At 74.3% G+C, this 19,060-nt stretch carries 17 protein-coding genes; 14 read left to right on the top strand and 3 right to left on the bottom strand.

The features are described from left to right. Positions 1–7 precede the first annotated feature (7 nt). From IE118_RS25645 to IE118_RS25635, 3 genes are read left to right on the top strand one after another with little or no spacing between them, the layout of a single operon-like run. Positions 8–1,381 carry an aldehyde dehydrogenase family protein gene (locus IE118_RS25645; protein ID WP_189560405.1) on the top strand — a complete coding sequence of 458 codons (1,374 nt, stop codon included), beginning with the start codon at positions 8–10 and terminating at the stop codon, positions 1,379–1,381. Positions 1,382–1,387: 6 nt separating this feature from the next. Beyond that, a complete protein-coding gene (locus tag IE118_RS25640; RefSeq protein ID WP_189560404.1) occupies positions 1,388–2,170 on the top strand; it encodes a 3-oxoacyl-ACP reductase in 783 nt (260 codons plus the stop codon). Between the two features lie 27 nt (positions 2,171–2,197). Further along, positions 2,198–3,118: a DUF2510 domain-containing protein gene (locus IE118_RS25635; RefSeq protein WP_189560566.1), complete on the top strand. Its 921-nt coding sequence runs from the start codon at positions 2,198–2,200 to the stop codon at positions 3,116–3,118. A gap of 4 nt (positions 3,119–3,122) precedes the next feature. On the opposite strand, the gene IE118_RS25630 is transcribed toward IE118_RS25635, so the two are convergent. Then, the gene (locus IE118_RS25630; protein ID WP_189560403.1) at positions 3,123–4,325 is read right to left on the bottom strand and encodes an amino acid deaminase/aldolase; all 1,203 of its coding nucleotides are present in this window, start codon (positions 4,323–4,325) and stop codon (positions 3,123–3,125) included. A gap of 1,108 nt (positions 4,326–5,433) precedes the next feature. Between IE118_RS25630 and IE118_RS25625 the strand changes: the two genes are divergently transcribed. Both IE118_RS25625 and mycP read left to right on the top strand, forming a co-directional pair. Continuing rightward, complete coding sequence (locus IE118_RS25625) at positions 5,434–6,408, top strand: hypothetical protein (RefSeq protein WP_229846936.1); 975 nt, start codon at positions 5,434–5,436, stop codon at positions 6,406–6,408. Further along, positions 6,405–7,598, top strand: a complete 1,194-nt coding sequence (gene mycP, locus IE118_RS25620) for a type VII secretion-associated serine protease mycosin (RefSeq protein ID WP_189560402.1) — start codon at positions 6,405–6,407, stop codon at positions 7,596–7,598. Before IE118_RS25625 ends, mycP begins: the two co-directional genes overlap by 4 nt. Here mycP and IE118_RS25615 read toward each other — a convergent pair. Next, positions 7,595–8,329: a serine hydrolase gene (locus IE118_RS25615; RefSeq protein WP_373303227.1), complete on the bottom strand. Its 735-nt coding sequence runs from the start codon at positions 8,327–8,329 to the stop codon at positions 7,595–7,597. The two genes, mycP and IE118_RS25615, sit on opposite strands and share 4 nt — an antisense overlap. Positions 8,330–8,487: 158 nt before the next feature. Here IE118_RS25615 and IE118_RS25610 point away from each other — a divergent pair, with 158 nt between their 5' ends. Then, positions 8,488–9,219, top strand: coding sequence for an SseB family protein (locus IE118_RS25610; RefSeq protein ID WP_189560401.1), 732 nt, complete (start codon positions 8,488–8,490; stop codon positions 9,217–9,219). A gap of 30 nt (positions 9,220–9,249) precedes the next feature. Here the strand turns inward: IE118_RS25610 and IE118_RS25605 are convergent, their stop codons facing one another. Then, positions 9,250–9,627 carry a DUF1844 domain-containing protein gene (locus IE118_RS25605; protein ID WP_189560400.1) on the bottom strand — a complete coding sequence of 126 codons (378 nt, stop codon included), beginning with the start codon at positions 9,625–9,627 and terminating at the stop codon, positions 9,250–9,252. A gap of 393 nt (positions 9,628–10,020) precedes the next feature. Between IE118_RS25605 and infC the strand changes: the two genes are divergently transcribed. The 8 genes from infC (at position 10,021) to IE118_RS25565 (ending at position 18,840) form a co-directional block, all read left to right on the top strand. Continuing rightward, positions 10,021–10,665 carry a translation initiation factor IF-3 gene (gene infC / locus IE118_RS25600; RefSeq protein WP_189560563.1) on the top strand — a complete coding sequence of 215 codons (645 nt, stop codon included), beginning with the start codon at positions 10,021–10,023 and terminating at the stop codon, positions 10,663–10,665. 112 nt (positions 10,666–10,777) lie between these two features. After that, on the top strand, positions 10,778–10,972 hold the full coding sequence (gene rpmI, locus IE118_RS25595) for a 50S ribosomal protein L35 (protein WP_003977225.1): 195 nt from the start codon (positions 10,778–10,780) through the stop codon (positions 10,970–10,972). A 96-nt stretch (positions 10,973–11,068) separates the two neighbouring features. Continuing rightward, positions 11,069–11,452 carry a 50S ribosomal protein L20 gene (rplT, locus tag IE118_RS25590; RefSeq protein ID WP_004933571.1) on the top strand — a complete coding sequence of 128 codons (384 nt, stop codon included), beginning with the start codon at positions 11,069–11,071 and terminating at the stop codon, positions 11,450–11,452. Between the two features lie 249 nt (positions 11,453–11,701). Then, complete coding sequence (locus IE118_RS25585) at positions 11,702–12,562, top strand: TrmH family RNA methyltransferase (RefSeq protein ID WP_189560399.1); 861 nt, start codon at positions 11,702–11,704, stop codon at positions 12,560–12,562. Positions 12,563–12,654: 92 nt separating this feature from the next. Continuing rightward, on the top strand, positions 12,655–13,791 hold the full coding sequence (locus tag IE118_RS25580) for a sensor histidine kinase (RefSeq protein WP_189560398.1): 1,137 nt from the start codon (positions 12,655–12,657) through the stop codon (positions 13,789–13,791). 163 nt (positions 13,792–13,954) lie between these two features. Beyond that, positions 13,955–15,076 carry a phenylalanine--tRNA ligase subunit alpha gene (pheS, locus tag IE118_RS25575; RefSeq protein WP_189560397.1) on the top strand — a complete coding sequence of 374 codons (1,122 nt, stop codon included), beginning with the start codon at positions 13,955–13,957 and terminating at the stop codon, positions 15,074–15,076. Further along, positions 15,076–17,589, top strand: coding sequence for a phenylalanine--tRNA ligase subunit beta (pheT, locus tag IE118_RS25570; protein WP_189560396.1), 2,514 nt, complete (start codon positions 15,076–15,078; stop codon positions 17,587–17,589). The genes pheS and pheT overlap by 1 nt, the downstream gene beginning before the upstream one ends. 198 nt (positions 17,590–17,787) lie before the next feature. After that, a complete protein-coding gene (locus IE118_RS25565; RefSeq protein ID WP_189560395.1) occupies positions 17,788–18,840 on the top strand; it encodes a PP2C family protein-serine/threonine phosphatase in 1,053 nt (350 codons plus the stop codon). Positions 18,841–19,060 lie beyond the last annotated feature (220 nt).

Below are 19,060 nucleotides of genomic sequence, written 5' to 3'. Positions count from 1 at the left end.
GCCCTCCGTGTCCGACCAGCCCACCGAGCTCCAGGTCCGCAACCCCGCCACCGAGGAGGTCGTCGCCACCGTCCCCGCCGCCACGGCGGCCGACGTCGACGCCGCCGTGGTACGCGCCGCCCGCGCGCAGACCGCCTGGGCCGCCCTCGCACCCGGTGACCGGGCCCGGCTGCTGCGCCGGTTCGCCGCCACGGTCGACGCACACGTCGAGGAACTGGCCCGGCTGGAGGTCCGCGAGGCAGGCCACACCCTCGGCAACGCCCGCTGGGAGGCCGGCAACGTCCGCGACCTGCTCGACTACGCGGCCGGGGGAGTGGAACGCCTGACCGGCCGCCAGATCCCCGTCCCGGGCGGCGTCGACGTCACCTTCCTCGAACCCCTCGGCGTCGTCGGTGTGATCGCCCCCTGGAACTTCCCGATGCCCATCGCGGCCTGGGGCACCGCCCCCGCCCTCGCCGCCGGCAACGCGGTGCTCCTCAAACCCGCCGAGACCACCCCCCTCACCGCCCTGCGCCTGGCCGAACTCGCCCTGACGGCGGGCCTGCCCGAGGACGTGTTCCAGGTGCTCCCCGGACACGGGCCGGTCGCGGGGAATGCCCTCGTCGAACACCCCGGCGTCGCCAAGATCGTGTTCACCGGGTCGACGGCCGTCGGCAAACAGGTATGGGCCAGGAGCGCCGACCGCCTCAAGCGCCTCACCCTCGAACTCGGCGGCAAGAGCCCCAACATCGTCTTCGCCGACGCCGACCTGGAGGCCGCCGCGGCCGCCACCCCCATGTCCTTCCTCGACAACGCGGGACAGGACTGCTGCGCCCGCAGCCGCATCCTCGTCGAGCGCTCCGTCCACGACCGGTTCCTGGACCTGCTCGCCCCCGCGATCGAGGCGGTCCGGGTGGGCGACCCGGCCGACGAGAGCGTGGACATGGGGCCGCTGATCTCCCGCGCCCAGCTGGACCGGGTCCGCTCCTACGGCACCGACGCCCTCGACGGCATCCGCGGCAAGGCCCCCGAGGGCCCCGGCCACTGGTTCCCGCCGACCGTCCTCACCGGCGTCGACCCCCGCGCCCGCGTCGCCGTCGAGGAGGTCTTCGGCCCCGTCGCCGTCGTCCTCCCCTTCGACGACGAGGCCGACGCCGTACGCCTGGCCAACGCCACCGAGTACGGCCTCTCCGGCTCCCTGTGGACCCGTGACGTCGGCCGCGCCCTGCGCGTCTCCCGGGCCGTCCGGGCCGGCAACCTGTCCGTCAACTCCCACTCCAGCGTCCGCTACTGGACGCCCTTCGGCGGGTTCAAGCAGTCCGGTCTCGGGCGCGAGCTCGGCCCGGACGCGCTGGCCGCCTTCACCGAGACCAAGAACGTCTTCATCAGCACGGAGGCCTGAGCGCACATGAGCGAAGACACCATCTGCCGCCGACTGGTCGGCCGCACCGCCGTCGTCACCGGAGCCGGCAGCGGCATCGGCCTCGCCGCGGCCCGCCGGCTCGCCTCCGAGGGCGCCCACGTCGTCTGCGGCGACGTGGACGACGCCCGGGGCAAGGCCGCCGCCGAGGAGACCGGCGGCACCTTCGTCAAGGTCGACGTCACCGAGCCCGAGCAGGTCGAGGCGCTCTTCCTGACCGCGTACGACACGTACGGCAGCGTCGACGTCGCCTTCAACAACGCCGGCATCTCCCCGCCCGACGACGACTCCATCCTGGAGACCCGCCTCGACGCCTGGAAGCGCGTCCAGGAGGTCAACCTCACCTCCGTCTACCTGTGCTGCAAGGCCGCCCTGCCCTACATGCGGCGCCAGGGCAGGGGCTCCATCATCAACACCGCCTCCTTCGTGGCCCGGATGGGGGCGGCCACCAGTCAGATCTCGTACACCGCCTCCAAGGGCGGCGTCCTCGCCATGTCCCGCGAACTCGGCGTGCAGTTCGCCCGCGAGGGCATCCGCGTCAACGCCCTGTGCCCCGGCCCGGTCAACACCCCGCTGCTGCGCGAGCTGTTCGCCAAGGACCCCGAGCGCGCCGCCCGCCGCCTGGTGCACATCCCGCTCGGCCGGTTCGCCGAGGCCGAGGAGATCGCCGCCGCCGTCGCCTTCCTGGCCAGCGACGACTCCTCCTTCGTCAACGCCACCGACTTCCTCGTGGACGGCGGGATCTCGGGGGCGTACGTCACGCCCCTCTAGCGGGCGTCCTACAGTGCCGGGATGAGCATGACGCCGCCGCCCGGCTGGTACCGCGACCCGCACGCCCCGCACCTGGAGCGCTGGTGGGACGGCACGGCCTGGACCGAGCACCGGCGCGCGCCGGGGGCTCCGTCCGCGCCGCCCGTCCCGACCGCGGGCGGCACGGGCGGTTCCGGCCGGGCCAAGGCGGTCGCCCTCACCACCGCGGCGGCCGTGCTCGTCGCCGCGATCGTCACCGGCGCGGTGGTCCTCGGCGGCGACGACGGCGCCCCGGAGACGCGCACCGGCCCGACCACCGGCACCACCGCCCCGACCGGCCCGCCCGCTCCGTCACCGTCCGCGCCGGAACCGTCCGCGCCGGAACCGTCCGCAGAGGATCCGGACGTGGTCGAGGACGAACTCAACGGCATCACCTTCCCCCTCCTCGACGGCTGGGTCAGGCCCCGGCACGTCGCCGACGAGGACGTCGTCATGACCACCGACGGCACCTACGACTGCCCCGGCGAGGGCTCCGTCTGCCGTCACGGCCTCGTCGTCTCCCGCACCGTCACCGCCCGGGACACGGTCTCGCCCGAGGCGCTCGCCAAGGACGACATCTCCGACGCGGCCGACGCCGCCTTCGACGAGGACAGCCTCGGCCAACGCCCCTACGGGGGCCTCGAGTCCCACGAGGTCGTGAAGTCCGGCCCGGTCGCGGTGGCGGGCCGCGCCGGATACCTGGTGCGCTGGCGCGTCACCACCGCCGAGGGCCCCGGCGGCTACGTGCAGTCGATGGTGTTCCCCTCCAGCGTCGGCACCGAGTCACCGGTCCTCGTCCGGTACGTCTTCGACGCGGGGGAGGACGGCCCGCCCCTGGCCGACATGGACCGCATCACCCGGGGCATCCGCCCGGTCACCGACGGGGTCACCGGCGGCGGAGTCGGCAGCAGTGTCGGCCCGCCCGGGTGAACCGTCACAGGAACGTGCGCCCCTCGCCCCGGTACGTCGGCACCGTCGCCGCCACCGTGTCGCCCTCCACCAGGTGCAGGACGTCGAACCGTTCGCACAGCTCGCCCGCCTTGGCGTGCCGGAACCACACCCGGTCGCCGATCAGCAGGTCGTCGGCGGGGGAGCCCAGCAGCGGGGTCTGCACCTCGCCGGCCCCTTCCTGGGGGTCGTACCGGAGGCCCTCGGGCAGGTACGGCACCGGCAGCCGGTCGGCACCGGGAGCACCGGACGCCGGATATCCCCCGCCGAGCACGGTCACCACCCCGACGCCCGGCCGCCGCACCACGGGCAGGGCGAAGAGCGCCGCCGGACGTCCGCTGAACGACGTGTAGTTGTCGAACAGCCGCGGCACGTACAGCCCGGAACCGGCCGCGATCTCGGTGACCGCGTCCTCCGCGGCGGTGTGCTGCACGCTGCCCGTGCCGCCGCCGTTGACGAACTCCAGGTCCGGCACGACCTCCCGTACCGCCCGCACCACCGCCGCACGCCGCTCGGCGAGCTCCCGGCGCGCGGCGGACTGCATCAGCCGCACCGCGCGGGACCGCAGTGGCCGCCCGGCCACCGCGTCGCCCACGCCGGCCACGTGCCCCTCGTACGCCATGATCCCCACGACCCTGAACCCCGGCCGCCGGGACACCGCGCGCGCGAGCTCGGCGACCTCCGCGGGGGAGTGCAGCGGCGAACGCCGGGCACCGACCCGCACCCGCCCGCCGAGCAGCCTGAGCGCGGTGTCCAGCTCCAGGCACACCCGCACGACCTCCTCGCCGCCCGCCCGGGAGGCGTCGATCAGGTCCAGCTGCGCCGGATCGTCGACCATGACCGTCACGGCGGCGGCGAGCTTGGGGTCGCCGGCCAGCTCCGCGTAGCCGGCCCGGTCGGCGGACGGATAGGCGAGGAGGACGTCGTCGAACCCCGAACGCGCCAGCCACAGGGACTCGGCGAGCGTGAACGACATGACACCCGCGAACCCGTCACGGGCCAGCACCCGTTCCAGCAGCGCGCGGCAGCGTACGGACTTGCTGGCGACCCGGACCGGCTTGCCCCCTGCCCTGCGGACCAGGTCGTCCGCGTTGGCGTCGAAGGCGTCCAGGTCCACGATCGCGAGAGGGGCTTCGAGCGGGGCGGTGGCCCTGTCGTAACGGGCCCGGTCGGCGGCGCGCGCAGTCATGACCGCAGCCTGCCAGACAGGATTACCGCAGGGTAGGGGGACGTTCCGGGCAGATGCCGCGGGCCTGCGGACTGGTTCCCGTTCGACGCGGATCACGCCGTAGAGTGACGCGCACGCACGGCGGACAGGGGCCGGCCCGGTGGTCCGGGCGGGATGACGCGCCGTCCGTGCGGGTATCTGTGCCCGGGACGAGTCCGTGCCGGGCCCCTGGCAGCGAGATCGCCGGCCCGCGCAGGCAGGAACGGCCCGGGCACGAGGAAACGGGGGGTGCATGAGCACGGAAGCGCGCCGCGCCTCCCTCCCGCCGCGCCCCGCCGTGCCCCCGCGCCCCGCCCACCCCCCGGCCCCCCAGAGCAGGACCTCCGGCGGCCCGGGAGCCTTCGACACCCGCGAGCCGGCCCATGACGCCGCCGCACCCTCCGACGGACCGGCGCCCGCTCCCGGCGGCGGCACCGCCGGCCCGGGCGAGCGGACCGGCACCGGGCCGACACCTCCGCCGGCGACCGGACCCGAAGCGGCCGGACGGGACGGCGCCGCTCCCGCGGCCGCTCCCCCCGGCTGGCCGCCGCGCACACCGGGTTCCGGCGGCGCCGGGCCGTCGCGGCCGTCGACGGGTGGCACCGGGCCTGCCGGACCCGGCGGCCCGGGCGCCGCGGCGCACCCGTCCGCCGGCGGCGCTTCCGGCACCGGCCCGGAGGGGCGCCGCGGGGCCGCGGGCACGGCCCCCGGCGACGGCGACCGTCGTACGGAAGAGGCGGCCACCGGCCGCCGGGGAGGCACGACCGACGCCTCCCGGGCGGGACTTCGCGCCTTCGAGGCCGGTGCGCCGGGCCCCGTCGGGCCTCCGCCGCCGCCGCGCGCCTCCGCCCGGTTCCCGGACGCCCCGCCGAGCGTCGGCCGTGGCCTGAGGTCCCCGGACGCCCCGCCGAGCGTCGGCCGTGGCCTGAGGTCGCCCGACGCCCCGCCCGCCGTACCGCCGCAGCCCACCCACCGGCCCGCCGCACGAGGGGCCGGCGCTCCCCCGGAGACCGCTTCGGAGACCACCACCCGCCTGCGTCCCGTCCCCGCGCACCCCGCGCACCCCGTGGACCGCCCGGGCACGCCCCCCATGACGACGCCCGGCCCGCGACCGGGCGACGGCGGACAGCGCCGTGCCGGGACGGCCGCCGGCACCGGCGGAACGCCCCCCGGCGGAGCCCCCGACCCCGCGCTGTCCTGGAGCGCGCCCATGGCACCGGGCGGTGTGCCCGGACCCGCGCGGCCCGCCGTCGTGTCGTTCGGCGAGCCGGAGGGATACGACGGGAACGCTCGGCCACGGCCCCTCGGACGCCGCAGCCGGTCGCAGCTCGTGGCGGCGGCGGCCTGCTTCGTCCTCGGGACGGGCCTCATCAGCGGTGCGGTCACCGGCAGTTGGCTCACGGACGGCTCAGAGGGCACCGGCACCCGCAGCGGCTTCGCCGCCGCCGGCGCCCTGTGGCACAACGTGCCCGTCGACCAGTTGTTCCCGCCCACCCTCCAGGGCAAGGGCGCCGGCCCCGGCAACGCCGACCGCACCTGGACGCGCATCGCCGTGGCCCCCGACAGCGGATGCAAGGGCGCCTTCGACCCCCTGCTGCGCAAGGTCCTCGACCCCGTCGGCTGCGCACGCCTGCTGCGCGCCACCTACACCGACGCCACCCAGAGCCATGTCACCACCGTCGGCCTGCTGTTCACCGAGGCCGACGCCGCCGGCATGAGCGCCCTCGCCCGCCGCTTCGGCACCGAACGCCTGGACCGCCGTACCGACCTGGTGCCCCTGCCGTACGCGGCGAAGGGCACCGCCGCCGAGGGCTTCGGCCCCGGACAGCGCGCCTCCTGGGCGATGTCCGTCCTCACCGACGCCCCCGTCGTCGTCTACGCCGTCACCGGCTGGGCCGACGGCCGGACCGCCGGGCCCCCGCAACCCGCCCGGGACGCCGTTGAGTCCACGGCCGGCACCGGCCCCGCCCAGGCAGGTCTCGGCCACGAGGCACGAGGGCTCGCCGACCGCATCGAGCGGGGCCTGCGCAAGAGGGCGGGCACCGCGACGGAGCGGCCGTCATGAGCCCCCGCACCGGCAGGCGCCCCGCCGCGGCCCTCGGCGCCCTCCTCGCCGCGACGTTCGTCCTGCTGCCCGCCGCCCCCGCGCACGCCGACGGCATCCGCGTCCGGCAGTGGGGACTGGAGGCCATGCGCACCGAGGAGGCGTGGCAGACCACCAAGGGCGCCGGCGTCACCGTCGCCGTCCTGGACACCGGCGTCGAGGCCGACCATCCCGACCTCGACGGCAACGTGCTCCCCGGCAAGGACCTCGTCGGCTTCGGAGCGCGCGAGGGCGACCGCGCCTGGGCCCGCCACGGCACCGCCATGGCCGGCATCATCGCCGGTCACGGCCACGGCCCCGGCGACGCCGAGGGCGTCATGGGCATCGCGCCCGAGGCACGGATCCTCCCCGTCCGGGTCATCCTGGAGGACGGCGACCCCTCCCGCGCCAAGGCCCGCAGCACCCGCGGCAACGCCCTCGCCGAGGGCATCCGCTGGGCCGCCGACAACGGCGCCGACATCATCAACCTCTCCCTCGGCGACGACTCCGCCTCCGCCCACCCCGAACCCGGCGAGGACGAGGCCATCCAGTACGCCCTGCGCAAGGGCGTGGTCGTGGTCGCCTCGGCGGGGAACGGCGGCGAGAAGGGCGACCGCGTGTCCTACCCGGCCGCCTACCCCGGCGTCATCGCCGTGACCGCGGTCGACCGCTACGGCACCCGCGCCCCCTTCTCCACCCGCCGCTGGTACGCGACGGTCAGCGCCCCCGGCGTCGACGTGATCATCGCCGACCCCGACCACAAGTACTACGAAGGCTGGGGCACCAGTGCCGCCGCCGCGTTCGTCTCCGGCGCCGTCGCCCTGGTCGAGGCGGCCCACCCGGGCCTCACCCCGGCCCAGATCAAGCGGCTCCTGGAGGACACCGCCCGCAACGCCCCCGACGGCGGCCGCGACGACTCCCGGGGCTTCGGCTTCGTCGACCCGGCCGCCGCCATCGAGGCCGCCGCCCGGCTGAAGCCGGACGGCCTGCGGTCGGCCGCCCACGGCGAGAAGTACTTCGGGCCCGGCCCGGACACCGAGGAGTCCGGCGACGGCACCGCCGACTGGGCCGCGCCCCTCGCGGGCGGAGCCGGTGGCGTCCTGCTGGTCGCCACGGTCGTCCTGTGGCGCGGCCGCCGCGCGGAGCGGCAGGACACCTGGGGCACGCCCTAGCCGGGCGGTCCCGGCCGGGGGGCCGGACGGGACGGTCCGGTGCCGCGCCGGTGTGCGGCGCCCGCGGTCCGGACGGCCGCCCGTACCGCATGCTCCACGCGGATCACCCCCCGCTCCTTCGTCGGGTTGCCGTCGGACAGCGCCGCCACCAGGTACGCGCGCCCGCCGGCCGTGACGCGGCCGACGCTGTTCACCACCCACAGACCCGTCGCGTCCCGCGGCAGCCAGCCGTTCTTCACGGCCCACCCGGTGCCGTCGTCCGCCACCGACGGCACGCCCCACGCCTGCTCCAGGACCACCCCCTCCATCAGCCCCCGCACGTAAGCCCGCGAGGCCCCGTCCAGCAGCGAGTCCGCGCCGAACACCTGGCGGAGCAGCACCAGCCGGTCCACGGCAGTGGTGCGGGTCAGGCCCCACAGCGGGCCGTCGCCCCCCACGGTCTCCGTGAGCCCGAGGCGGGCGTTGGCGGCGTCGAGTCCCGGCGCCCGCCCGATGACACCCCACAGGGCCGACGCCGCGTCGTTGTCACTGCGCACGATCATCGCCGCCGCGCACGACCGTTCCGTCCGGTCGAGTCCCCGTCCCGCCTCCCGCGCCCGCAGCAGCAGCGCCGCCAGGATGTCCAGCTTCACGACGCTGGCCGTGACGAACACGCCCGCGCCGCCGTACGAGACGGTCTCCCCGGACTCCGGGTCCAGCACCGCCACGGACACCCGCGCCCCGTCCGCCACCGCCGTCTCCCTCCACCGAAGCCGAAACCGAATGAAGCCGAAGCCGGAACCGAAGCCGGAACCGAAACCGAAGCCGGAACCGGCAGCCCGGTCCGCGCCCGCGCACGCGGCCCGGCCGCGTCCGAGCCTGTCACGGGTGGCCGATAGGCTCGGTGCCCGTGGCGAACAAGAACATCCCCGACTCCCCGTTCCGCGACGACGACGGCACCGCCGACCCCCGGCTGAGCGCCGCGCTCGCCGCCTGGGCCGAGGACGGCAACGCGGTCGCTCCGGTCCTCGAGGCGCTCAAGGGCGCCCGGCTCCTCGTCCCCGTCGTCGCCCTGCTCGGTGAGGCAGAGGAGGACGAGAACGGGCTGCGGCGCGAGAAGACCAGCGACATGGCCGTACCCACCCTCAAGGCAGGCGGCCGCACCGCGCTCCCCGCCTTCACGTCCACCGAGTCGCTCGCCCGCTGGGACCCGGCGGCCCGCCCCGTCGCCGTACCGCTGCACCAGGCACTGCAGGCCGCCGCGCACGAGAAGGCGGACACCCTCCTGCTGGACATCTCCGGACCGGTGCCCTTCGAACTGACCGGCCCCGCCCTGCTCGCGCTCGCCGAGGGCCGCACCAGCACCGACCCGCTCGCCGACCCGGCCGTCGTCGAAGCCGTACGGGCCGCCGTGGCCGCGGAACCCGCCGTGCTGCGCGCCCACCTCGGGCCCGGACAGGCCGACGGCACGCTCGCCCTGGTCCTCGACCCGGCCGTCCCCGCCGCCGAGGCCGCCCGTGCCGTCGCCCAGCGGCTCGCCGCCGACGAAACGCTGAGGGCCCGCCTGGTGCGCGGCCTCGACCTGGCAGTCCTGCCGGCCGAGGTGACGCCACCGGGCGAGCCCCTGTACGTACGTCCCTGAGACGTCCCCGGGGACGTCCCGCGGCGCGGGCTAGCCGTAGACGGCGCCCGTGTACTTCTCGCCCGGCCCCTTGCCCGGCTCGTCCGCCACCAGCGAGGCCTCGCGGAAGGCCAGCTGGAGCGACTTCAGGCCGTCGCGCAGGGGGGCGGCGTGGAAGGAGCTGATCTCGGTCGCCGAGGCGTCCAGCAGACCGGCGAGCGCGTGCACCAGCTTGCGCGCCTCGTCCAGGTCCTTGAACGCGTCGCCCTCCTCGGTCAGACCGAGCTTCACGGCGGCGGCGCTCATCAGGTTGACGGCGACCGTCACGATCACCTCGACCGCCGGGACCTCGGCGATGTCGCGGGCCATGGCGTCGAAGTCGGGGTTGCCGGAGGTCTCGGGCGTGTCCGAGGGGGAGGTGTCACTCATGCCCCACACGATAGGCGCAGACGCGTGTCCCCTTGACAGCAGGAGGCGGGGGACACGTGGTTAGCGCACGCCCTCCGGAGCTGCTAACCTTGTGTAACGACCGGTCGGACCCGTATGCCTCGCGGCTCGCGAGTCCGGCCCACAAGTGGAGGCTCCGAACTCCCACCTGTCGCCCTCAGGGCGGCGGGTCACCGGTCAGGCGGTCCCGTCCCCGAGGCGGTGTCCGCCCGATGACGCGCCCCGCGGTCCCCGTGGCGGTGTTCCGGTAGTTCCAGGAGCCCCGCCCGTGATCGTCCGGGGCGTTTCGCATGTTCCGGCGCGGTCAGGTCCAACGAACACAGACGTTACGCGGCTGTCCGCCAGACCGTCGCGTGGTGCTACCGAGGAGGATCCATCAGCGCCGAGCCCCGCATCAACGACCGGATTCGCGTTCCCGAGGTGCGACTTGTCGGTCCCAGCGGCGAGCAGGTCGGGATTGTTCCGCTTGCCAAGGCCCTGGAGCTTGCGCAGGAGTACGACCTCGACCTCGTCGAGGTCGCGGCGAACGCCCGTCCGCCCGTGTGCAAGCTCATGGACTACGGGAAGTTCAAGTACGAGTCGGCCATGAAGGCCCGTGAGGCGCGCAAGAACCAGGCGCACACGGTCATCAAGGAGATGAAGCTCCGGCCGAAGATCGACCCGCACGACTACGACACCAAGAAGGGTCACGTCGTCCGGTTCCTCAAGCAGGGCGACAAGGTCAAGATCACGATCATGTTCCGTGGTCGCGAGCAGTCCCGGCCGGAGCTCGGCTACCGACTGCTGCAGCGTCTCGCGGAGGACGTGGCCGACCTCGGGTTCGTGGAGTCGAACCCGAAGCAGGACGGCCGCAACATGATCATGGTCCTCGGTCCGCACAAGAAGAAGACCGAGGCGATGGCCGAGGCCCGCCAGGCGCAGGAAGCCCGCAAGGCGGACGCGAAGGCCAACCCCGGCAAGTCGCAGAACGCCGCGGAGACCGAGGCCGCCCCGGCGGCCGAGGAGCCTGCCGACGCGTGACTCCCCGGGGCGCGAGCCCCAGGAAGCAACCGAAACAAGTACGACGCTCCCACCCGTGCCCGGTTTTCGTGACCGGGCACCGGAGCGCCACCGACGAGGAGAGAACGGCGCTATGCCGAAGAACAAGTCGCACAGCGGTGCCAGCAAGCGCTTCAAGATCACCGGCTCCGGCAAGGTGCTCCGCGAGCGCGCCGGCAAGCGCCACCTGCTCGAGCACAAGTCGTCCCGCGTGACGCGTCGCCTCACCGGCAACGCCGAGATGGCCCCGGGCGACGCCGCGAAGATCAAGAAGCTTCTCGGCAAGTGAGGTCGGGCGCCCAGCGCCTGATCCACCGACACCGGGACCCAATCGTTTCCGGGCCGTGTGGCGACCACCACGGCCCCGCTACAAGGAGTTAAACAAGTGGCACGCGTCAAGCGGGCAGTCAACGCCCACAAGAAGCGCCGGGCGATCCTCGAGCAGGCCTCCGGCTACCGCGGTCAGCGTTCGCGCCTGTACCGCAAGGCCAAGGAGCAGGTCACCCACTCGCTGGTCTACAACTACAACGACCGCAAGAAGCGCAAGGGTGACTTCCGCCAGCTGTGGATCCAGCGCATCAACGCCGCTGCCCGCGCCAACGGCATCACGTACAACCGCTTCATCCAGGGTCTGAAGGCCGCGAACGTCGAGGTCGACCGCAAGATCCTGGCCGAGCTGGCCGTCAACGACGCGACCGCCTTCGCGGCGCTCGTCGAGGTCGCGCAGAAGGCGCTGCCGGCGGACGTGAACGCCCCCAAGGCGGCGTGAGCACTGCGTTGGCTTGAAGCCGACGTGAATTCAGGACCCGCAGGCTCCAGGGCTTGCGGGTCCTGCTGTTGCTGTTCGGCGGCGGGTCTCTCCGGCCGCGGGCCCTTCGTCGCCGGTCGCGCGGTTCCCCGCGCCCCCCGGGTGCCGCGGTGCGGCCCGACAGCGGCACCGCCCGCGCCGGGGACCCCTCGCCGCCACCGCCCCGCACGCACACCGCACATCGCGATTCCCCCGAAGGTGAACAAGACCATGGCCCCCGTCAGCCCCGAGCTGATCTCCCCCCGGTCCTCCCGCGTCGCCGCCGCCCGGCGGCTCGCCCGGCGGAACTTCCGGGGGAAGGAGCGGCTGTTCCTCGCCGAGGGGCCGCAGGCCGTGCGGGAGGCCGCCGCGCACCGCGGCGGTGACGGCGCCCCGCTCGTCGAACTCTTCGCCACCGTCGAGGCGGCCGAGCGCTACGCCGACATCGTCGGCACGGCCCGGGACGCCGGGGCCCGGCTGCACCTCGCCTCCGAGGACGTCATCGCCGACATCTCCACCACCGTCACCCCGCAGGGACTCGTCGGAGTGTGCCGCTTCCTGGACACGCCCTTCGAGGAGATCCTCACCGCCCGGCCCCGCCTCGTCGCCGTCCTCGCCCACGTGCGCGACCCCGGCAACGCCGGCACCGTACTGCGCTGCGCCGACGCCGCGGGAGCCGACGCCGTCGTCCTCACCGACGCCTCCGTCGACCTGTACAACCCCAAGGCCGTACGCGCCTCCGTCGGCTCCCTGTTCCACCTGCCCGTCGCCGTCGGCGTCCCCGTCGAACAGGCCGTGACCGGCCTGCGGGACGCGGGCGTACGCCTGCTCGCCGCCGACGGGGCGGGCGACCGGGACCTCGACGACGAGCTCGACAAGGGCACCATGGGCGGCCCGACCGCCTGGGTCTTCGGCAACGAGGCCTGGGGCCTGCCGGAGGAGACCCGCGCGCTCACCGACGCCGTGGTGCGGGTCCCGATCCACGGAAAAGCCGAGAGCCTGAACCTCGCCACCGCCGCCGCCGTATGTCTCTACGCGTCGGCGCGTGCACAGCGCGCCGTCGGAGGGTGCCGCTCCGTCACCGACAGCTAGTAGGCTGACCAGCTCGGGGACCCTCCCCCAAGCTCTCGGCCGGTCCCGAGCACGGGGCGCCCCGAGGAAGTTCCGAGAGGTGGGGTACGGGGATGAGCGTCGGCACGAGCAGCGCACCGGGAGCACAGCGGGTCGCGCGCCCGCCCGCGCCCCGGCCCGGTGACCTCGCCGAACTCGGCATCGACCCCGACCAGCTGCCCGACGGACTCGTCGTCGCCGACGAACACGGCCGGGTGATCTGCTTCAACGCCGCCGCCGCCCGCATCACCGCCGTACCCGCCGAGCGGGCCCTCGGCCGGCCGCTGGAGACGGCGCTGCCGTTAGAGGACCTGGAGGGCCGCCGCTGGTGGCAGCTCACCGACCCGTACGGCGGCCTCGCCATCCGGGTGCGCCAGCCCGAGCGCAACCTCCTGCTCCCCGGCGGCCGCGAGATCCTCGTCTCCGCCCGCTACGTCCGCACCCGACCCACCGGCCCCGTCCGCCGCGTCGTCGTCACCCTGCGCGACACCGAGGCCCGGCGCCGCACCGAGCGCAGCCACGCCGAACTGATCGCCACCGTCGCCCACGAACTGCGCTCCCCCCTCACCTCCGTCAAGGGCTTCACCGCCACCCTGCTCGCCAAGTGGGAGCGGTTCACCGACGACCAGAAGCGGCTGATGCTGGAGACCGTCGACGCCGACGCCGACCGTGTCACCCGGCTCATCGCCGAGCTGCTCGACATATCCCGCATCGACTCCGGACGCCTGGAGGTGCGCCGCCAGCCCGTCGACATCGGTGCCGCCGTCGGCCGCCACATCCAGGCCCACGTCGCCGCCGGGCAGCGGCCCGACCGGTTCCTGCTGCGGGTGCAGCACCCGCTGCCCGACCTGTGGGCCGACCCCGACAAGATCGACCAGGTGCTCAGCAACCTGCTGGAAAATGCCGTGCGCCACGGCGAGGGAACCGTCACCATCGACATCACGCCCTCGGCGTCCCCCCGCGAACGGGAGGAGGCCGGCACGTCGGTCACGGTGAGCGACGAGGGGCCCGGCATTCCGGAGGAGTCCATGAACCGCGTGTTCACCCGCTTCTGGCGGGGCAGCAAGCGCGGCGGGACGGGCCTCGGGCTGTACATCGTCAAGGGCATCGTCGAGGCCCACGGCGGCACCATCACGGTCGGACGCGCCCCCGCCGGCGGCGCCGAGTTCCGATTTACGTTGCCCGTGGCGGCACCGGCGTATCTCACCTGAGACGTCCGACGGCCCCCACGGGCGCATTCGCGTTCCCTCACCCCGTTAGACTCGGCTTTTGGCACCTTTGCGTCCCGAGGACGAGAGACGAGACGTCACCAGGGATTCGTCCACGAGTCGATGACGGGGACCACTAGCCAGCCAACCGGAAGCACGGGAAGAGATGTCGGCACCGAATAAGTCGTACGACCCTGTCGAGGTCGAGGCGTTGAAACCGGAAGAGATCGAGCGCATGCGGGACGAGGCGCTCGCCGCCTTCGCCGCCGCGGACTCCCTCGACGCGCTCCAGGAGGCGAAGGTCGCCCACACCGGCGGCACCTCCCCGCTCGCCCTGGCCAACCGCGAGATCGGCGCGCTGCCGCCGCACGCGAAGGCCGACGCCGGCAAGCGCGTCGGCCAGGCCCGCGGTGCCGTGAACAAGGGACTCGCCGCGCGCCAGGCCGAGCTGGAGGCCGAGCGCGACGCCCGCGTCCTGGTCGAGGAGGCCGTGGACGTCACGCTGCCCCACGACCGCGTACCGGCCGGCGCCCGCCACCCGCTCACCACGCTCTCCGAGCGCATCGAGGACGTCTTCGTGGCCATGGGCTACGAGGTCGCCGAGGGCCCCGAGGTCGAGACCGAGTGGTTCAACTTCGACGCCCTGAACATCGGCCCGGACCACCCGGCGCGCGGCGAGGCCGACACCTTCTTCGTCGAGGGACCGCAGGGCGGCACCGAGTCCGGCGTCGTCCTGCGCACCCACACCTCGCCCGTGCAGATCCGCTCCCTGCTCGACCGTGAGCTGCCGGTCTACGTGATCTGCCCCGGCCGCGTGTACCGCACCGACGAGCTGGACGCCACCCACACCCCCGTCTTCCACCAGGTCGAGCTGCTCGCGGTGGACGAGGGCCTGACCATGGCGGACCTCAAGGGCACCCTGGACCACATGGTCCAGGCGCTGTTCGGCGCCGAGATGAAGACCCGGCTGCGGCCGAACTTCTTCCCCTTCACCGAGCCGAGCGCCGAGATGGACATGCTCTGCTACGTGTGCAGGGGCGCGTCCGTGGGCAACCCCGACCGGCCCTGCCGCACCTGCTCCAGCGAGGGCTGGATCGAACTCGGCGGCTGCGGCATGGTCAACCCGCGGGTGCTCACCGCCTGCGGCGTCGACCCCGAGAAGTACAGCGGCTTCGCCTTCGGGTTCGGCATCGAGCGGATGCTGATGTTCCGCCACAACGTCGAGGACATGCGAGACATGGTCGAGGGTGACGTCCGGTTCACCCGGCCGTTCGGGATGGAGATCTGATGCGGATCCCGCTTTCTTGGCTGCGGGAGTACGTCGACCTGCCGGCGACGGAGACCGGCCGTGACGTACAGGCCAAGCTCATCGCGGCCGGACTCGAGGTCGAGACCGTCGAGCACCTCGGCGCCGACCTCAAGGGCCCCCTCGTCGTCGGCCAGGTGCTGACCATCGAGGAACTGGAGGGCTTCAAGAAGCCGATCCGCTTCTGCACCGTCGACGTCGGCCGGGCCAACGGCACCGGTGAGCCCCAGGAGATCGTCTGCGGCGCCCGCAACTTCGCCGTCGGCGACAAGGTCGTCGTGGTCCTCCCCGGCGCCACGCTCCCCGGCGGCTTCTCGATCAGCGCCCGCAAGACCTACGGCAAGACGTCCCACGGCATGATCTGCTCCAGCGACGAGCTGGGCATGGGCGACGACGGCACCCACGGCATCATCGTGCTGCCGCCGGAGACCGAGGTCGGCAAGGACGCCATCGAGCTGCTGGAACTGGTCGACGAGGTCCTGGACATCGCCGTCACCGCCAACCGCGGCGACTGCCTGTCCATCCGCGGCGTCGCCCGCGAGACCGCCATCGCCTACGGCCTGCCGCTGCGCGACCCGGCCCTGCTCGACGTCCCGGGACCGAACGCCTTCGGCTACCCGGTGAAGGTCGCCGACCCGGCCGGCTGCGACCGCTTCACCGCCCGCACGGTGACCGGCCTCAGCCCCGAGGCACGCTCCCCGATCTGGCTGAAGCGCAGGCTCCAGAAGGTCGGCATGCGCCCGATCTCGCTCGCCGTCGACGTCACCAACTACGTGATGATGGAGCTCGGCCAGCCGCTGCACGCCTACGACCGGAACCTGGTGCAGGGCACCATCGGCGTACGCCGCGCCGAGGAGGGCGAGAAGATCGTCACCCTCGACGGCGTCGAGCGGAAGCTGCACGCCGAGGACCTGGTCATCACCGACGACCGCGGCCCCATCGGCCTGGCCGGTGTGATGGGCGGGGCCGACACGGAGATCGCGGACCACGACGACCTGGAGAAGTCGACGGGCGACGTCGTCATCGAGGCCGCCCACTTCGACCAGGTGTCCATCGCGCGCACCGCCCGCCGCCACAAGCTGTCCTCCGAGGCGTCGCGCCGCTTCGAGCGCGGCGTGGACCCGCAGGCCGCCGCCGCTGCCGCCCAGCGCACCGTCGACCTGCTGGTGCTGCTCGCCGGCGGCACCGCCGAGGCGGGTGTCACCGAGGTCGTCGCCCCGGGCGCACCGCACACCGTCACCGTCGCCGCCGACCACCCCGACAAGGTCGCCGGTGTGGCCTACGGCCGGGAGACCGTCGTGCGCCGCCTCCAGGAGGTGGGCTGTGACGTGTACGGGCAGGACGAGCTGATCGTCACGGTGCCGTCCTGGCGGCCCGACCTGACCGACGCCAACGACCTGGCCGAGGAGGTCATCCGGCTGGAGGGCTACGAGAACCTGCCCTCCACGCTGCCCAGGCCGCCCGCCGGCCGCGGCCTGACCGCCCGCCAGCGGCTGCACCGCCGGGTCGGCCGCGCACTCGCCGGGGCCGGTTATGTCGAGGCGCCGAACTACCCCTTCGTCAGCGAGCGGGTCTTCGACCGGATCGGCCTGGAGGCCGGCGACCCGGCCCGCCGCGTCGTCAAGCTGGTCAACCCGCTGAGCGACGAGGAGCCCGCCCTGCGGACCACGCTGCTGCCGGGCCTGCTCGGCGCGCTGCGCCGCAACGACGGCCGGGGCTCGCACGACCTCGCGCTGTTCGAGACGGGCCTGGTCTTCCGGCCGGGCGAGGAGCGCAGGACCGCCGCGAACCTCTCCGTCGACCGCCGGCCCAGCGCGGACGACATCGCCGCGCTGAACGCCGCACTGCCCGACCAGCCCCGGCACGTCGCCGTCGTCCTGGCCGGCGCCCGCGAGCAGGCCGGCTGGTGGGGCAAGGGCCGCCCGGCCGACTGGGCCGACGCGGTCGAGGCCGCCCGGACCGTCGCCCGTGAGGCCGGTGCCGAACTGGGCATCCGCAAGGGTCAGTACGGGCCCTGGCACCCCGGCCGCTGCGCCGAGCTGACCGTCACCGTCGACGGCGCCGAGCGCGTCATCGGCCACGCCGGTGAGCTGCACCCGCGCGTCCTGAAGACCCTGGGCCTGCCCGCGCGCAGCTGCGCGATGGAGCTGGACCTGGACGCCCTGGAGCGGGACGGCACGGGGGCCCCGCAGGCACCGGGCATCTCCACCTTCCCGGTCGCCACGCAGGACGTCGCACTGGTCGTCGACGCGTTCGTGCCGGCCGCGGAGGTCGAGGCCGCCCTGCGCGAGGGCGCCGGTCCGCTGCTGGAGTCCATCCGCCTGTTCGACGTGTACGACAACGCCGAGCAGCTGGGTGAGGGCCGCAAGTCGCTGGCGTACGCGCTGCGCTTCCGGGCGGCCGACCGCACGCTGACCGTCGACGAGGCGTCGGCGGCGCGCGAGGCGGCGGTGGCGGTCGCGGCCGACCGCACCGGAGCGGTGCTGCGGGGCTGAGTTCCACCAGGTCACCGGCTGTGGGGGGCGTGCGCGTCGGCGCACGCCCCCCACAGCCCTGTGAGTCCGCCGGTCACCTCACTCGTTCGAGTGACTGTGCCGGGTGATGCATCAGGATCAGGCCATATGGTCGACAGAATCGGACCGGCCTCTCGGGGCCGGTCTGCGCTGTCCGGGCCTATATGGGGGGCCATCGGCATGATCCGCTTCAAGCCCGGGGCTTCCCGCTGGGCGCCGCCCCGGTTGCTCTCACGGGCGTTCAGTCTGTCGGTGCCCGTCGCCTGGGGGGCCACCGCGGTCGCCTACCGGATGACCTGCCCGCTCGCCCGGGACGACGCCCTCGGCGCGCGTCTGGTCAGCAGCGCCGTCCTGTGCACGGTCGTCACCGGCCTCGTGATGCACGTCAGGGGCGGACTGCTGCGCGAACTGCGCCGGGCCCGCTCGATCGCGGAGGCCGCCCGGAGCGCGCTGCTGCGCCCACCGCCGCCCCGGGTCGACGGGCTGGCCGTCGCCGCGGTCCACCTCTCCGCCGACCGCGAGGCCGGCATCGGCGGCGACCTGTACGAGGTGATCGCCACCGAGCACGGCGTACGGGTGGTCATCGGCGACGTCCGGGGGCACGGGCCCGGTGCCGTACGGACCGTGGCCGCCGTCCTCGGCTGCTTCCGGGAGGCGGCCCACGACGAGGCCGAACTGGCCGGTGTGCTGCGCCGGCTGGAGCGGGCGATGGCCCGGCACCTGCGGGAGCGGGCCACCGCCGAGTCCGACCCGGCGGTGACGGAGGAGTTCGTCACTGTCCTGCTGCTGGAGATCCTCCCGGACGGCGAGGTACGGGCGCTGAACTGCGGCCACCCCTGGCCGCACCTGCTGACCGGGGCGCGCGCCGAACCGCTCGCCGGCACCGATCCGCTGCCTCCCCTCGGTCCGTTCCCGCTGCCCGCCGAACTGCCCCCGGTGCCCTGCGGGCACCTGCTGCCCGGCGACGCGCTCGTGCTGCACACGGACGGTGCCGAGGAGGCCCGCGACCGGGAGGGCCGCTTCTTCCCGCTCCGGGACGTCCTCGCCGAGGCGGCGCGCACCCGTCCGACCGCGCCTGGACCGGTCCTGCACACGGTGCTCACCGCCCTGCTCCGGCATTCGGCCGACCCGCCGAAGGACGACGTGGCCCTCCTGGTCCTCAGGAACGAGCGCCACACCTGCCGCCCCGCCCCGGACCTTCCGGAGAAGGCACGCCTGCGCGCACCGCGGTAGGTGCCCCGGGCCGCCGGTGGCCGGCGGGCCGTCCGCCCCGCCACGGAGTGTCGGGCAGGCAGCCGGGCGGACGGCGCGGAGACGGACCGCCGCACTGTACGAGGGGGAGCCGGCGGTCCGGCCGGCCTCTTTCGAGGCATTTCAGTCAACCGGCCGGACACGCTCCGCGACAGTGCGCGCACACTGAGGATGCGGGCACTGCGTTCACACCCCGTGTGAA

It is taken from the genome of Streptomyces pilosus (genome assembly GCF_014649835.1).
Taxonomy (GTDB): Bacteria; Actinomycetota; Actinomycetes; order Streptomycetales; family Streptomycetaceae; genus Streptomyces; species Streptomyces pilosus.
Note: the sequence above shows the minus strand (reverse complement) of the source record. Positions and strands in the feature narration are given on the sequence as shown.